Source organism: Paractinoplanes bogorensis (assembly GCF_018829635.1).
GTDB classification, from domain to species: Bacteria; Actinomycetota; Actinomycetes; order Mycobacteriales; family Micromonosporaceae; genus Actinoplanes; species Actinoplanes bogorensis.
Genome location: NZ_JAHKKG010000020.1, coordinates 25,923 through 41,232 on the forward strand (window position 1 = coordinate 25,923; position 15,310 = coordinate 41,232).

Annotated in this window: 13 protein-coding genes; 12 read left to right on the plus strand and 1 reads right to left on the minus strand. The window is 70.3% G+C overall.

Annotated elements, in window-relative coordinates; genetic code table 11:
• Nucleotides 1–30 precede the first annotated feature (30 nt).
• The 11 genes from KOI35_RS43725 (at nucleotide 31) to hpf (ending at nucleotide 11,062) form a co-directional block, all read left to right on the plus strand.
• Entirely contained in the window at nucleotides 31–216 is a 186-nt protein-coding gene (locus tag KOI35_RS43725; RefSeq protein WP_215795669.1) for a Trm112 family protein, read from the plus strand.
• Entirely contained in the window at nucleotides 216–1,448 is a 1,233-nt protein-coding gene (locus tag KOI35_RS43730; RefSeq protein WP_438870659.1) for an SIS domain-containing protein, read from the plus strand. The genes KOI35_RS43725 and KOI35_RS43730 overlap by 1 nt, the downstream gene beginning before the upstream one ends.
• Nucleotides 1,449–1,484: 36 nt before the next feature.
• Nucleotides 1,485–2,417: a cation diffusion facilitator family transporter gene (locus KOI35_RS43735; RefSeq protein WP_215795670.1), complete on the plus strand. Its 933-nt coding sequence runs from the start codon at nucleotides 1,485–1,487 to the stop codon at nucleotides 2,415–2,417.
• A gap of 16 nt (nucleotides 2,418–2,433) precedes the next feature.
• On the plus strand, nucleotides 2,434–3,588 hold the full coding sequence (manA, locus tag KOI35_RS43740; protein ID WP_215795671.1) for a mannose-6-phosphate isomerase, class I: 1,155 nt from the start codon (nucleotides 2,434–2,436) through the stop codon (nucleotides 3,586–3,588).
• A 388-nt stretch (nucleotides 3,589–3,976) separates the two neighbouring features.
• Nucleotides 3,977–4,837: a DUF5753 domain-containing protein gene (locus tag KOI35_RS43745; protein ID WP_215795672.1), complete on the plus strand. Its 861-nt coding sequence runs from the start codon at nucleotides 3,977–3,979 to the stop codon at nucleotides 4,835–4,837.
• Nucleotides 4,838–4,879: 42 nt separating this feature from the next.
• Nucleotides 4,880–5,086, plus strand: coding sequence for a DUF397 domain-containing protein (locus KOI35_RS43750; RefSeq protein WP_215795673.1), 207 nt, complete (start codon nucleotides 4,880–4,882; stop codon nucleotides 5,084–5,086).
• Nucleotides 5,087–5,207: 121 nt separating this feature from the next.
• Entirely contained in the window at nucleotides 5,208–5,897 is a 690-nt protein-coding gene (gene mtrA / locus KOI35_RS43755; RefSeq protein ID WP_023358973.1) for an MtrAB system response regulator MtrA, read from the plus strand.
• Nucleotides 5,898–5,925: 28 nt separating this feature from the next.
• Nucleotides 5,926–7,605, plus strand: coding sequence for an MtrAB system histidine kinase MtrB (mtrB, locus tag KOI35_RS43760; RefSeq protein ID WP_215795674.1), 1,680 nt, complete (start codon nucleotides 5,926–5,928; stop codon nucleotides 7,603–7,605).
• Nucleotides 7,602–9,401 carry an LpqB family beta-propeller domain-containing protein gene (locus KOI35_RS43765; protein ID WP_215795675.1) on the plus strand — a complete coding sequence of 600 codons (1,800 nt, stop codon included), beginning with the start codon at nucleotides 7,602–7,604 and terminating at the stop codon, nucleotides 9,399–9,401. The genes mtrB and KOI35_RS43765 overlap by 4 nt, the downstream gene beginning before the upstream one ends.
• Before the next feature lie 377 nt (nucleotides 9,402–9,778).
• Nucleotides 9,779–10,192 carry a phosphoribosyltransferase family protein gene (locus tag KOI35_RS49390; RefSeq protein ID WP_438870660.1) on the plus strand — a complete coding sequence of 138 codons (414 nt, stop codon included), beginning with the start codon at nucleotides 9,779–9,781 and terminating at the stop codon, nucleotides 10,190–10,192.
• Nucleotides 10,193–10,438: 246 nt separating this feature from the next.
• Entirely contained in the window at nucleotides 10,439–11,062 is a 624-nt protein-coding gene (gene hpf / locus KOI35_RS43775) for a ribosome hibernation-promoting factor, HPF/YfiA family (protein ID WP_215795677.1), read from the plus strand.
• On the opposite strand, the gene KOI35_RS43780 is transcribed toward hpf, so the two are convergent.
• Nucleotides 11,063–12,196 carry a GNAT family N-acetyltransferase gene (locus KOI35_RS43780; protein WP_215795678.1) on the minus strand — a complete coding sequence of 378 codons (1,134 nt, stop codon included), beginning with the start codon at nucleotides 12,194–12,196 and terminating at the stop codon, nucleotides 11,063–11,065.
• A 163-nt stretch (nucleotides 12,197–12,359) separates the two neighbouring features.
• Between KOI35_RS43780 and secA the strand changes: the two genes are divergently transcribed.
• A complete protein-coding gene (gene secA / locus KOI35_RS43785) occupies nucleotides 12,360–15,281 on the plus strand; it encodes a preprotein translocase subunit SecA (protein WP_215795679.1) in 2,922 nt (973 codons plus the stop codon).
• Nucleotides 15,282–15,310 lie beyond the last annotated feature (29 nt).

Genomic DNA, 15,310 nt, shown 5'->3' on the forward strand with positions numbered 1-15,310 from the left:
CCTCTTCTTTCCGTTTTAAAGGAGCGTTCGGTGGCCCTCGATCCGCAGTTGTTGGACATTTTGGCCTGTCCGGACACGCATCACGCGCCGCTCACCTACGACGCCGACGCGCAGACCCTCACCTGCACCGAGTGCGGGCGCATCTTCGAGGTCCGCGACGACATCCCGGTGCTGCTGCTCGACGAGGCGCGCCCGGCGGCCGGGGGAGCAGCCTGATGGCGGGCCCGCTGGAGGGTGGCGCGGCCGGCGTGCACGGTCACCGGCACGTCGACGAGTCGGCCCTCGACGACGAGAAGTCGATGCTGGCCAACGACCCGGGCGGCATGCTGCGGGCCACGGCGTCGGCCGGGGCCCAGGTGCGCGAGGCGGCCGCGCTGGCCGCCGAGACCGACCTGAGCATGATTTCGGACGAGGGCCGCCCGCGCGCGGTCGTCGTGGCCGGCATCGGCACGGCCGGCCTGACCGGCAGCATCCTGTCGACCGTGGCCGGCCCGCGCTGCCCGGTGCCGATCATCGGCCACCGCAGCCCCGGCCTGCCCGGCTGGGTCGGCGCGGCCGACGTGGTCATCGCCGTCTCGGCCTCCGGCCGCAGCCCCGAGGCCCTGGCCGCGGCCGAGGCGGCCGCCCGCCGGGGCGCTCGGCTGGTCGCCGTCGGCAACCCCGACTCCGAGCTCGAGGCCATGGCGGCGCGCGCTCGTGCCCCGTTCTTCCCGGTGCCCCGGCGGGCGCCCGCCCGAGCCAGCCTCTGGGGCCTGGCCGTGCCGGTGCTGCTCGCCGCCCGCGCGATCGGCCTGGTCAAGGTCAACGAGGCCGACCTGGCCGAGACCGCGACCCGGCTCGACGCCGACGCCGAGCGCTGCCGGCCCGGGGCCGACTCGTTCGTCAACCCGGCCAAGGCGCTCGCGCTCGGCCTGGCCGGCTCGATCCCGATCGTCTGGGGCTCGTCCCCGCTGGCCACGGTGGCCGCACGCCGGTTCGCCGACACGCTGGCGGCCAACGCCCGCTACCCGGTGATGGCGGGCGCGCTGGGCGAGGCCGGTCGCGGCCGGGTGGGCCTGCTCGACGGCGTGTTCGGCGGTCTCGCCGAGTCGTCGCGCGACATCTTCGCCGACCCGGACGCGGACGACGACGGCTCGGCCGCCACCCGGCTGCGGCTGGTGCTGTTCCGCGACGGCGGGCTCAACCCCGAGGAAGACGCGGACGAGCCGGTCGCCGTCGAGGAACGCCGGGCCGACGCCGTGCAGACCCTGGCCGAGCGCCGCGGGGTCCGCTGCGACGTGCTGACCGCCGAGGGCGGCTCCGCGCTGGAGCGGCTCGCCTCGCTGACCGCCGTGCCCGACTTCGCCTCGCTCTATCTCGCGCTCGCGCACGGGCTCGACCCGATGGCCGTGCCCGCGATCAGCGAGATGAAGGAGCTTTCGAACCCGTTGCCCGAGGGAATGCAGTGACCCGGTTTCATCCCGACGTCATTGCGGAGTGGATAAATGAGTGCTGAAGGCGGCACCCGGGCGATCATCGCGGCGCTGGCCGCGAATCTCGGCATCGCGGTCACCAAGTTCATCGCCTGGTTGCTGACCAGCTCGTCGTCGATGCTGGCGGAGTCGATCCACTCGGTGGCCGACTCCGGCAACCAGTTGCTGCTGCTCATCGGCGGCAAGCGCTCGCGGCGCCAGGCCACTCCCGAGCACCCGTTCGGATACGGCCGCGAGCGCTACGTCTACGCGTTCATCGTGTCGATCGTGCTGTTCACCCTGGGCGGCCTGTTCGCGCTGTACGAGGCCTGGCACAAGATTCAGGATCCGCACCCGATCGAGAGCTGGCAGTGGGTCCCGGTCGTCGTGCTGATCGTCGCGATCGGGCTCGAGGGCTATTCCTTCCGTACGGCGATCAAGGAGTCGAACCACACCCGGGGCAAGACGTCGTGGGTCGACTTCGTGCGCCGGGCCAAGGCGCCGGAGCTGCCGGTCGTCCTGCTGGAAGACTCGGGCGCACTCCTCGGCCTGGTGTTCGCGTTCTTCGGCGTGGTGCTCACCCTGATCACCGGGAACGGCGTGTGGGACGGCATCGGCACCGCGGCCATCGGCCTGCTGCTGGTGGCCATCGCGGCCGTGCTGGCCATCGAGACCAAGAGCCTGCTGATCGGCGAGGGGGCGAACCCCGAGGCGGCCCGCAAGATCGAGCAGGCCGTGCTGGCCGGCGAGGGCATCGAGCGGATCATCCACATGAAGACGCTGCACCTCGGGCCGGAGGAACTGCTGGTCGCGGTCAAGATCGCGGTGCCCCGGACGGACCGGGCGGACGAGGTGGCCCGGCACATCGACGAGACCGAGAAGCGCATCCGGGACGCCGTCCCGATCGCCCGGGTGATCTACATCGAGCCCGATATCGACCGAGCGGTGGCACCCGTCGCCCCGTAAATTGGACAATCTGCGCATGAGTGTCTTTCCGCTGACCGGGAACGTCCGCCCGTACGCCTGGGGTTCCCGCACCGTCATCGCCGAGCTCCAGGGCCGGCCGTCGCCCACCGAGCAACCCGAGGCCGAACTCTGGCTGGGGGCCCATCCCGGTGATCCGGCCACGGTCACCGGCCCGGACGGCCCGGTCAGCCTCGAGGCGCTCATCGCCGACGACCCCAAGGGTCAGCTCGGCGGCCCGGTGCTCGAATCGTTCGGCCCGCGGCTGCCGTTCCTGCTCAAGGTGCTGGCGGCCGAGACGCCGCTGTCGTTGCAGGCGCACCCCGACCCCGACTACGCCAAGCTGGCGTACGCCCGGCAGGACGCCGATCCGAGCCTGCCCCGCAACTACACCGACCCCAACCACAAGCCCGAGATGCTGGTCGCGCTGACGCCGTTCGAGGCACTGTGCGGCTTCCGGGCGCCGGCCGACTCGGCCGACGCGATCGAGGCGTTCGGCCTGGCTTCGCTCGCCCCAGTGGTGGCCGCGCTGCGTGGGGGAGACCTCCGGACGGCCGTGCAGACCCTGCTCACCTGGCCCGAAGACGACCGTGCGGGCCTGATCTCGGCCGTGGTCGAGGCCGGGAAGTCGGAACTCGCCTCGCACCTGGCGGCGCACTACCCGGGCGACCCCGGCGTGCTGGTGGCGCTGCTGCTCAACCATGTGCGGCTGGCCCCGGGCGAGGCGATCTGGATGCCGGCGGGCAACCTGCACGCCTACCTCAAGGGGGCCGGGGTCGAGCTGATGGCGGCCAGTGACAACGTGCTGCGGGGCGGCCTGACTCCCAAGCGGGTCGACGTCGGCGAGCTGCTCAACGTGCTGCGCTTCGAGGTGCTCGACGACCCGATCCTGCACAGCACCGAGGTCGGGCCGGGCGTGTCGACGTGGCAGGTGCCGGTGCCCGACTTCGAGCTGTTCCGGATCGAGCTCGACGGCACCCGGGCGCCGACCGAGGTGCCCGCGAGCGGCCCGCGGATCATTCTGGGCGTCCGGGGTGACACGTTCGTGGGCGAGGCGGTCGACGGCACTCCGGTCGAGCTGACGCCGGGCACGGCGGCCTACGCCCCGGCCGACGCCGGAGTGATCAAGGTGGCGGGTACGGGGCAGGTCTTCGTCGCCGCTGTTCCCGCCTAGGCGTTCACCCTCGGTGCTCTCAGAGCTTCGGGCAAATCGGGAAATTTCCCGATTTGCTTGACACGGCCTGTGCGGAGTGTGAATCTATAAACACGCAGCGTCATTGGTGATCGGGGGGTCCCACGGACGCGCGCGGTACCAAACCGGGGGGATGAACGGGGCGGCGGGCTCAGGCCTGTCGTCCCGTTCGCTATTGCCCTTTCGCTGATGCACGTGAAAGGGCCCCGTCCGCCCGCCGGACGAGGCCCTCCCACGAAGGATCGGTGGTGTTTGCCGCCACCGCCGTCCCGTCGTCCACTCCATTCATTCACGCCCCTGACCTGCGTGCAAGTGCACAGCGTGCGCTGCAAGTTGCAGACCGCAACCTCGGGGCCGTTATGGTGTTCGCGTGGCTAGGGTGACATCGACGGCACGGCACGAGCTCGGCAACGAGCTGCGACGCCTGCGTGGCGAACGCCGGGCGGCCGACGTGGCCACCTCGCTGAGCTGGTCCGAGTCGAAGCTGAGTCGCATCGAGACGGCCCACACCGGCATCACCGAGCCCGATCTCGACCGTCTGCTGACCGCGTACGGCGTACGGGTGGAAGACCGCGACCGCCTGCGCGACCTGGCCCGTCGTGGCCGCACCCGGGCCTGGTGGACGCCCTATCGATCGTCGGTCCCCGACCCGTACGACGAATACGTCGCCCTCGAGGCCGAGGCCGTGCTGATCAGCGAGTGGGAGACGGCGGTCGTCCCCGGCCTGCTCCAGACCGACGAGTACGCCCGGGCCGTGATCGAGGTCGGTGCCGACGTCGGTGCCGCCGAGACGATCCAGCGCCGGCTCGCCCTGCGGATGGCCCGGCAGGCCGTCCTGACCCGGGAGCCGCCCCCCGAACTGCGGATCGTGCTCGACGAGGCCGTGCTGCACCGCGAGGTCGGCGGGCCCGAGGTGCTGCGCCGCCAGTTGGCGCGGCTGCTCGAGGCCAGCGAGCGCCCCGGCGTCGAGCTCCTGGTGCTCCCGTTCAGCGCGGGCGCGCACGCCGGCATGGCCGAGCCGTTCATGGTCCTGGAATTCGGAGTGGGCACGCGCGCCCCGATCGTGCACAGCGAAGGCCTTACCGGCGGTCTCTTCCGGGTGAAACCGACCGACGTCGACGTCTATCGGGATGCCCTCTCTGACCTGCGGGAACGCGCACTGTCGGCAGATCAGAGCCGAACGGCTATCGCTCAGAGGGAGGAAGCGCTCCGCTTCTTGGCCGCATCGTGAGCTGTGATGGATGAGCAATTCATCCTTGGAAGGGGACCCACGATGCAGGACGCCACTCTCACCTGGCGCAAGAGCACTCGAAGCGCGGCCGCCGGTCACTGCGTCGAAGTCGCGACCGTCCCGTCGAGCGTGTTCGTGCGCGACTCGAAGGACGCCACCGGTCCGATGCTCGCTTTCGGCGACGACAACTGGGCCGGCTTCATCGCCGGCGTACGGGCCGGGGAGTTCGACCGGCCCACCACGCACTGATTCGTACGGGCGGTCCCGACTCGGGGCCGCCCGTCCGTTTTGCCCGGAGCGGGTCCCCGATTTACGCAAGATCGGCCCCGGGGTACGTGGTGCCCGGGAGGACAGTGCAATATTGGACCGCATGAGAGCCCGGGTACTCGTCGTCGATGACGATCCAGCGCTGGCCGAGATGCTCGGCATCGTCCTGCGGAGCGAGGGCTTCCTGCCTTCGTTCGTCGCCGACGGCGAACGCGCGCTGGCCGCCTTCCGTGAGAGCCGGCCCGACATCGTGCTGCTCGACCTGATGTTGCCCGGCATGAGCGGGATCGACGTGGCGCGGGCGATCCGCACCGAGTCCGGCATCCCGATCGTGATGCTGACCGCCAAGAGCGACACCGTCGACGTGGTGCTCGGTCTCGAGTCCGGCGCCGACGACTACGTGGTCAAGCCGTTCAAGCCCAAAGAGCTGGTGGCGCGGATGCGCGCGCGGCTGCGCCGGGGCGAGGACGCCGCGCCCGAGATGCTCACCATCGGCCCGCCCGGCAACCAGATCACCATCGACGTCCCGGCCCACACGGTGTCCCGCGACGGCGAAGAGGTCAAGCTGACGCCGCTCGAGTTCGACCTGCTGGTGGCCCTGGCCCGCAAGCCGCGCCAGGTGTTCACCCGCGAGGTGCTGCTCGAGCAGGTCTGGGGCTACCGGCACGCGGCCGACACCCGGCTGGTCAACGTGCACGTCCAGCGACTGCGGGCCAAGATCGAGCCGGACCCCGAGCGACCCGAGATCATCCTGACCGTCCGGGGGGTCGGCTACAAGGCGGGCACCGGTTAGGAGCGCGAGCGGCTAACCTTGCCGCGTAATGCGCGCTCCGGCCTGGCTCCCCCGTCCCGCACGCCGCGTCCTGAGGGTCGTGCGGCGATATTGGCGTGTCCTGGCTCGCCGGTTCGCGATCTGGTCGTCGCCGGTCCGCCGGGCCTGGCGGCGCTCGCTGCAGCTGCGGGTCGTCGCGCTCACCCTGATCGCGTCCAGCCTGCTGGTCGGCGCGTTCGGCTGGTTCATCGCCGACCGCAGCGCCAAGATCCTGCTGAGCCGCGCGCAGGACGAGGTGCAGATCTCGATGCGCAACAAGGTGTCGTACGCGGAACAGCAGCTCACCATCCACCCGCAGGCGCGCGATCCGCAGCTGCCGCGCACGTTCGCGCTGATCGTCAACCAGCTCGCCGACGGTGACCCGTCCGATTCCGGCGGCTCGGTGGTCTCGATCCGGGCCGGGCTGTTCCCCGAGCTGCCGTCGATCACCTCGCCCAGCATCCCGACCGACGAGCTGATCACGCCCGAGCTGATCCGCGACGTCGCCGAGCAGGACAAGGTCGCCCGCCAGATCGTCACCGCCGACGTCAACGACCGCAGCACGAAATACCTGGTCACCGGCTCTCCGGTGCCGACCAGCTTCGGCCACGTCGAGCTCTATTACATGGTGCCGCTGACCACCGAGAACAGCGCGGCCAACCAGATCCGCACCACGGTGCTGGCCACCGGCATCGCGCTGGTGATCATGCTCGGGGTCATCGCCGGCCTGGTCACCCGGCTGGTGGTGACGCCGGTCCGGGTGGCCGCCCGCACCGCCCAGCGGCTCTCGGCCGGCCTGCTCGACCAGCGCATGAAGGTCGACGGGGAGGACGACCTGGCCCTGCTCGCCGCGTCGTTCAACCAGATGGCGGCCAACCTGCAGCGCCAGATCGTCCGGCTCGAAGAGCTGTCCCGCCTGCAGCGCCGGTTCACCTCCGACGTCTCCCACGAGCTGCGCACCCCGCTGACCACGGTCCGGATGGCGGCCGACCTGATCTTCGCCGAGCGCGACGAGTTCGACCCGGCCGTGGCCCGCAGCGCCGAGCTGCTGCAGGCCGAGCTCGACCGGTTCGAGAGCCTGCTGACCGACCTGTTGGAGATCAGCCGGTTCGACGCCGGGTTCGCCGCCCTCGACGCCGAGCACACCGACCTGGTGCCGATCGTCGAACGGGTCGCCGACCGGCTGGCCGGCCTGGCCGATCGGGTGTCGGTGACGATCGAGCTGCGCGTGCCCGACGAGCCGGTGATCGCCGAGGTCGATCCGCGCCGGGTCGAGCGGGTGCTGCGCAATCTGGTCGGCAACGCGGTCGAGCACGGCGAGGCCAAGCCGGTGGTGGTCACACTGGCGGCCGACGACGCGGCGGTCGCGGTCACCGTGCGCGACCACGGCATCGGGCTCAAGCCGGGCGAGGAGAGGCTGGTCTTCAACCGGTTCTGGCGGGCCGATCCGTCGCGGGCCCGGCAGACCGGTGGCACCGGCCTGGGTTTGTCGATCAGTGCCGAGGATGCTCGGCTCCACGGCGGCTGGCTCGAGGCGTGGGGCGCGCCCGGCGAGGGCGCCCAGTTCCGGCTCACGCTGCCGGTGCGCTCGGGTGACCGGCTGCTGGCGGCGCCCCTGCCGCTGATTCCCCGTGACCGTGCGGCCGCGCTCCCGGCCGCGCCCGGCGAAGCGGCCGAGGTGGTCTCGTGAAGCGCCTGCTGTGCGCCACCGCGGTGCTGGCCACCCTGCTGGCCGGTGGCTGTGGCATCCCCGATCAGAGCAGCGTGACGATCGTCGACAACGGCCCGTCCGGCGGCGTCTCGGGTGGCGGCGACGACCTGCCTCCGGTACAGCCCCGGCGCGAGGACACGGACGAGCCGAAGACGCTGGTCGGCAACTACCTGCGAGCCGCCGCGGGCGATCCCGAGACCGCCGTCGCCCGGGCCAAGGCGTTCCTGGCGCCCGACCTGGCCGCGAAGTTCCCGTCCGGCAACGACATCAAGGTCGTCCGTGAGACCGAGGATTCGCTGCACACCCCGGGCGACACCGACGTCACGATCAACATCCAGGTGATCGGCACCCTCAAGGCGAACGGCGTGTTCACCCCGGCCGACCCGGCCGGCTCGCAGCCGTACACGTTGCGCGTCGGCCCGGTGAGCGGCCGCGACGGCCAGTTCATCCTCGAGGCGCCGCCGATCCTGATGATGACCGACCGGGCGCTCTCCGAGTTCTACACGCCGAGCACGATCTATTGGTGGGACACGGCGAACACCAGCCTGGTGCCCGACGTGCGTTACATGCCGCTGGCCGTGCCGACCGTGCAGCGCCCCACGACGATCCTCGGCTGGCTCACCGGGGCCCCGGCGCCCTGGCTGGCCGACGCGGTCAACTCCCTGCCCCAGGGCACCCAGCTGACCAGCAACGTGCCCGCCATCAGCAACGACACGCTGCAGATCAGTCTTACCGCGCAGGCCGTGCCGCAGGGCAGCGACGGCGGGGCGCTCGACCGGCTCCGGCGTCAGCTGCAGTGGTCGATCCGGCCGCTGGTCCCGCGCACGATCGAGATCAAGATCGGTCACGACGACGCGGTCCGCACCCATGACGGCGACTATCTCGACAGCAACGCGTCCTTCCGGCTGGTCGGCGCGCCCGAGCGGTTCGCGCTCTACGGCAACGCCATCCGCCGGATGAAGGACTCGCCGCACGCCACCGATCCGGTGCCGGTGCTCAAGCCGGCCGCGAACAAGAACATCACCGCGGCCGCCCTGAGCGCGTCGGCCACCCGCGCCTACGCGGCCGTGGTGACCGGCGGCAAGCTGCGGGTGGCCCAGGCCCCGCTCGGCGAACAGGCCGATCTCCAGGCCGTGGGCGGGCTGCCCGGCGGCACCCTCGGTGCTCCGATCTGGGCGCAGACCCCCGACGGTGACGACGCCTCGGCGGCGGTCGGCCTGATCACGATCGGCGGCCAGATCTACAGCTTCGACGCCACCGGCGGCACCGCCCGGCGGGTCGAGTGGCAGGGCGGTGGCCTGGGTGCGGTCACCGGCCTGTCGGTGGCGCCCGACGGGCACCGCGTCGCCCTGGTCAGCAACGGCCGGCTCTATCGGGCGGCGCTGACCACCGTCGGCGAGGGCATCACTGTGGGCGACCCCGAACAGGTACTCCCGCCCGACCTCAAGACCGTGGCCGCGGTGGCCTGGAACAGCGAGTCCTCGCTGGCCGTGGCGGGCATGCGGCCCAACAACCGGTACGCCATCTACGACGTCTCGCTCGACGGCACGATCGCCGTCACGCGGCTCAGCGACATCGGGGCGGCGCCGGTGAAATACCTGTCGGCCTACCCGACCAACCCGGTGAACGGGGAACGGCTGGCCTCCGAGTCGTATGTGGCCGGTGGCGACGCCTGGGACGTGTTCAGCGAACCCGACAAGATCGAGCCGCAGCACCTGGCCGACGTGACCGCGCAGCCCGGGATCAACCCGACCGCGCCCTTCTACCTGGACTGAGCTTGGCCGGTCTGCTCGGCGATCTGGCCGACCTCGTGCTGCCGGTCCCGTGCGCCGGCTGCGAGGCCGAACGGGTGCCCCTGCGCTATGGCGTCTGCGCGAACTGTGCCGGTCGTCTGGAGGGGCTCAGAGTTTTCCGTACGAGTCCCGAGCCCCCGCCACCCGGACTGCCCCCGTGCGTGGCTGTGGGGGCGTACGAGGGACCGCTCCGGGGTGTTCTTCTGGGTTACAAGGAGAAGGGGCGGCATCGGCTGGCCCGGCCACTGGGCACCATGCTGGCGACGGCGGTGGCCGCGCTAGCCCCGCGCGGGACACCGGTGACATTGGTGCCCGTGCCGTCGACCGCCGAGGCCGCCCGCGAGCGCCACGGTGACCACATGACGCGACTGGCCGCACACACGGTGCGGCGCCTGCGCGCGGCCGGCTGGAACGCTGATGTCAGTCATCAGCTCGAAGCGTTACCGCGCCCCGACTCTACGTCACTGAGCGTGTCCGGTCGGCGTGCCGCAGCTGAGGATTCGCTGCGAATTCGGCGGCCCCGAATCGGCGTTCTGCGACGCGTCGCGCCCCGGAAAGGCACGCTGGTGATAGTCGACGACATCGTCACCACGGGAGCCACGCTGGCCGCGGCGACGCGTCGGCTCGAGGAGGCGAACATGCAGGTCGTAGGCGCTGCGATTCTCGCTGCCACCCAACTGCGGAGATCATCGGCAGTCGGTTTCGGCGGATTACCACCTGGGGGTAGAGAAAAGGTGGAACGTCGGGGATCTGGTATCCCGAACGAGGGGTGACGGGAGAGCATCGGCACGTTAGCGTCTTGGTGACGAGGGTATGAGTGCCGTCTCAACCCGCCCGTCCTCCAGGCGCAGCGTTCCGCGAACCGCCGCACCGGAAGGGAGTCGTCCTCTTCACAATCGGTCACGCCCGTCTTCGTAGGCGGAGGCCGAATCGCACTTCGCGTCGCAGTTCGGCGCCCCCGCACGCACACCCTTATCGCAGGGGCGTTTGCAGATGAAAAACGTTGGGGGAGGTCACGAGTGGACATTGTCGTCAAGGGCCGCAACGTAGAGGTTCCTGAGCACTATCGCGAACACGTCGCCGAGAAGCTGAGCAAGGTCGAGCGTTACGACCAGAAGCTGATCAGGGCCGACGTCGAACTTTTCCACGAGCGCAATCCGCGCCAGTCCGACAAGTGCCAGCGCGTCGAGATCACCGTCATGACGAGAGGTCCGGTCGTCCGTGCCGAGGCCTGCGCCAAAGACTTCTACGCCGCTTTGGACCTGGCCATCACCAAGCTCGACAGCCGGCTGCGGCGGTCCGCCGACCGGCGCCGGGTGCACCGCGGGCGCCACGCGCCCCTCTCGGTGGCGGCGGCCACCGCCGGCCTGCCCACCGACCTCAGCCTGGCCGCACAGGCGGCCGAGGACACCTCATCGGTAGCCACCGCCCTCGCGGAACACGACGAGGACCAGCCGTGGCGGATCGTGCGCGAGAAGGAACATCCCGCCGACCCGATGACGGTTGACGACGCTCTCTTCCAGATGGAGCTCGTCGGCCACGACTTCTATCTCTTCCTCGACAAGGACAGCGGCCGCCCCAGCGTCGTCTATCGCCGGCGCGGCTACGACTACGGAATCCTGTCGCTGGAGACCACGGGTTAGTCACCCATCAAGCCGAGGGCCTTCGGTCAGGAGGTCCTCGGCGAGGAGGACGAACTGCACGTCGTCGCTGCGCGTCCCGTCCGGGCCGGGCAGACGCGAGCGCAGGTACGCCTCCCGGTGGAATCCGGCCTTCTCGAGCACCCGCTGCGAACCCGCGTTGCTCGGCACCGCCCCGGCGATGAGCCGGGCCACGTCGGTCTCGGCGAACACCCACAACGACAGCAGTTGCGCGGCCCGGGTCGGAAAACCTTTCCCCCGGTACGCCGGCAGCATGCTGTAGCCGATCATGGCCTGCTGCGTTCCCGGGTCGTCGTAGTAGAGCCCGATGTCGCCGGCCGGCTCGCCGGTGGCCACATCCTCGATCACCAGGTCGGCGCGGGTGCCCGCCAGCCAGTGGGCCTCGGCCCGGAAGCACCGCTGCCGGATGCGCTCCGGCGTCGGCGGGACGGGCGGCACGCTGGTGGCGACCACGTCCGGCAGGCCGAGCAGCTCGCCCAGGAAGGTGGTGTCGCCCGGGCCCAACGGCCGGAGCCGCACGACGCCGTCGGTGAGCTCGCCGCCGGGCAGGCCGGGCAGCAGCCGCGGCGTGGGCTCGCCGGAATCGGTGGCCAGGCGGGTGAAGACGATCATGTCCTCGCGGCCGTCGCCGCGCCCGGGTTCGGCCCCCCGGCGTACGCCCTCCCGGGTGAAACCGGCGGCCAGGGCGACCCGCTGGCTGACCGGGTTGTCCCAGTGGGTGAGCAGCTCGAGGCGCTCGAGGCCATGGCTCAGGGCGTGCGTGCTCAGGGCGCGCAGAGCCGCCCCGGCCACCCCGCGGCGACGCGCCCACGGCCCGACCCAGTAACCCACCTCGGCCTGCCGCCGCGCCGCCACCACCTTGTCGAACCCGATGCCGCCGAGCAGTTCGTCGGTCTCCGGATCGGCGATCGCGTAGAGCACCCCGCCCTCGGCGAAGGTGGCCGCGACACGCTCGGCGATGTACCGGTCGGCGTGCGCCTCGGTGAACGGCTTCGGCATCTGGGGAAGGAACCGCTGGGAGACCGGATCGTCGAATCCGGCGGCCAGCGCCTCGGCGTCGTCGGCGCGAAACGCCCGGAGGCGTACGCCGGTGCCGTTGATCTGTGCGATGGTCACGCCCTCTCCTCTTCCGCGCTCATCCTGCCCGAACGGCTGCGCTCTCAGCGAACTTGATGCGAAGTTTCACACCGTTTGTGCGGTTAACCCGAGGCTCGGGTCACAGCTTCGGCGGAAGGGTGCCTACGATGGTTCGGCAGACTGTCTAGGGGAGCGCTGACCCGTGTCGATTTTGGAAAAGGTCCTACGCGCCGGCGAAGGCCGCATGGTGCGCCGGCTCAAGGCGATCGCGGATGCGGTCAATTCGATCGAGGACGACTATGTCGACCTGACCGATGACGAGTTGCGCGAGTGCACCCAGCAGTTCCAAGAACGTGTGGCGGACGGTGAGTCGCTCGACTCGCTGCTGCCCGAGGCGTTCGCGGTGGCCCGGGAAGGTGCCAAGCGGGTGCTCGGCCAGCGGGCCTACGACGTCCAGCTGATGGGCGGCGCCGCCCTGCACTTCGGCAACATCCCCGAGATGAAGACCGGTGAGGGCAAGACCCTGACCGGCGTGTTCCCGGCCTACCTCAACGCGTTGAGCGGCAAGGGCGTGCACATCATCACGGTGAACGACTACCTCGCCCAGCGCGACGCCGAGTGGGTCGGCCGGGTGCACGGGTTCCTCGGCCTGACGGTCGGTGTGATCCTGCCGAACCGCCCCTCCACGGAGCACCGCGCGGCCTACCTGTGCGACATCACGTACGGCACCAACAACGAGTTCGGCTTCGACTACCTGCGCGACAACATGGCGTGGTCGAAGGACGAGCTGGTGCAGCGGGGCCACAACTTCGCGATCGTCGACGAGGTCGACTCGATCCTCATCGACGAGGCGCGCACCCCGCTGATCATCAGCGGCCCGGCCGAGCACTCGCAGCGGTGGTACGGCGAGTTCGCCTCGATCGTGGCCCGGCTCCAGCGCGGCACCGACGGCGAGGGCGACTACGACGTCGACCAGGCCAAGCGCACCATCTCGATCACCGAGCGCGGTGTCGGCAAGGTCGAAGACCGCATCGGCATCGACAACCTGTACGAGTCGGTCAACACCCCGCTGGTGGGCTACCTCAACAACGCCATCAAGGCCAAGGAGCTCTACAAGCGCGACAAGGACTACATCGTCGACGAGGGCGGCGAGGTCCTCATCGTCGACGAGTTCACCGGTCGCATCCTGCACGGCCGTCGCTACAACGAGGGCATGCACCAGGCCATCGAGGCCAAGGAGGGCGTCGAGGTCAAGCAGGAGAACCAGACCCTGGCGACCATCACGCTGCAGAACTACTTCCGGCTCTACGAGAAGCTCGGCGGCATGACCGGTACGGCGCAGACCGAGGCCGGCGAGTTCAACAGCGTCTACAAGGTCGGCGTCGTGTCCATCCCGACCCACCGGCCGATGATCCGCATCGACCACCCCGACGTCATCTACAAGACCGAGAAGGCCAAGTTCGAGGCCGTCATCGAGGACATCGCCGAGCGGCACGAGACCGGTCAGCCCGTCCTGGTCGGCACGGTCTCGGTGGAAAACTCGGAGATCCTCTCGCAGCTGCTGCGCCGCCGGGGCATCCCGCACAGCGTGCTGAACGCGAAGTTCCACGCGCAGGAAGCGACGATCATCGCCCAGGCCGGCCGCAAGGGCGGGGTCACGGTGGCCACCAACATGGCCGGCCGCGGCACCGACATCCTGCTCGGCGGTAACCCCGACTTCCTCGCGGCCAACGAGCTGGCCCAGCGCGGCCTCGACCCGGTGGAAGACCCGGACGAGTACGCCAAGGCCCTCGAAGAGGTGCTTCCGGTCTGGAAGGAAGCTTGCGAGGAGGAAGCGGCCGAGGTGACGTCGGCCGGCGGCCTCTACGTCCTCGGCACCGAGCGCCACGACTCCCGCCGCATCGACAACCAGCTCCGCGGTCGTTCCGGCCGGCAGGGTGACCCGGGCGAGTCCCGGTTCTACCTGTCCCTGCAGGACGACCTCATGAAGCGGTTCCGGGCCGGTGCCGTCGAGGCCGTGATGGAGCGGTTCAACATCCCCGACGACGTGCCGATCGAGTCCAAGATGGTGACCCGGCAGATCCGCAGCGCGCAGACCCAGATCGAGGGTCAGAACGCCGAGATCCGCAAGAACGTCCTCAAGTACGACGAGGTCATGAACAAGCAGCGCCAGGTGATCTACGCCGAGCGCAAGCGTGTCCTCGACGGCGAGGACATGCACGACCAGGTCGAAAACATGATCAACGACGTGGTCAACGACTACGTGGGCGCGGCCACCGGTGAGGGCTACGCCGAGGACTGGGATCTCGAACAGCTCTGGACCAACCTCAAGCGCCTCTACCCGGTCACCATCACGGTCGAAGACATGATCGAGGAGTCCGGCGGCGAGCGGCAGTCGATCGACGCCGAGTTCCTCACGGCCCAGCTGGTCGAGGACGCCAACCAGGCGTACAAGACGCGGGAAGAGGAGCTCGGGGCCGAGGCGCTGCGCGAGCTCGAGCGTCAGGTGCTGCTCAGCGTCATCGACCGCAAGTGGCGCGAACACCTCTACGAGATGGACTACCTGCAGGAAGGCATCAACCTGCGGGCGTACGCCCAGCGTGACCCGGTGGTCGAGTACCAGCGCGAGGGCTTCGACATGTTCAACCAGATGATGGAGGGCATCAAGGAGGAGGCGGTCGGGTTCCTGTTCAACCTGGAGGTCCAGGTGCAGGAGCAGCCCACGGTGACCGTCGACCCGAGCAAGGCGGTGCCCCTGCCGGCCGGTGGCGTGATGGCCGACGGCGACTCGGACAACGAGACCGAGGCCGACCGGGTGGCGGTGCGGGCGAAGGGCCTGGGCGGCGAGAGCCGGCCGCGCAACCTGCAATACACGTCGCCCGCGATCGACGGCGAGGCCGGTGAGGGCTCGCCGCAGATCCAGAACCAGCAGCAGCCGCAGGCGCCGGCCCTGGGCATCGGCCCGGGCGGTTCGCCGGTGCCGGCCAGCCCGGCCCACACGGGCGGGCGGCGCGCGCAGGCGCCGGGCGCGGCCGAGTCCAACGGCCCGTCGCGCAACGCGCCCTGCTATTGCGGTTCGGGCAAGAAGTACAAGCGCTGCCACGGTGCGCCTGGCGCCGTCTGAGTAAGACCCGCACGACGGCCCGCCGGCAT

Coding starts and splice junctions, on each gene's coding strand:
- KOI35_RS43730 (WP_438870659.1), top strand. CDS start 216: ATGGCGGGCCCGCTGGAGGGTGGCGCGGCCGGCGTGCACGGTCACCGG.
- KOI35_RS43735 (WP_215795670.1), top strand. CDS start 1,485: ATGAGTGCTGAAGGCGGCACCCGGGCGATCATCGCGGCGCTGGCCGCG.
- manA (WP_215795671.1), top strand. CDS start 2,434: ATGAGTGTCTTTCCGCTGACCGGGAACGTCCGCCCGTACGCCTGGGGT.
- KOI35_RS43750 (WP_215795673.1), top strand. CDS start 4,880: ATGCAGGACGCCACTCTCACCTGGCGCAAGAGCACTCGAAGCGCGGCC.
- mtrA (WP_023358973.1), top strand. CDS start 5,208: ATGAGAGCCCGGGTACTCGTCGTCGATGACGATCCAGCGCTGGCCGAG.
- mtrB (WP_215795674.1), top strand. CDS start 5,926: ATGCGCGCTCCGGCCTGGCTCCCCCGTCCCGCACGCCGCGTCCTGAGG.
- KOI35_RS49390 (WP_438870660.1), top strand. CDS start 9,779: ATGACGCGACTGGCCGCACACACGGTGCGGCGCCTGCGCGCGGCCGGC.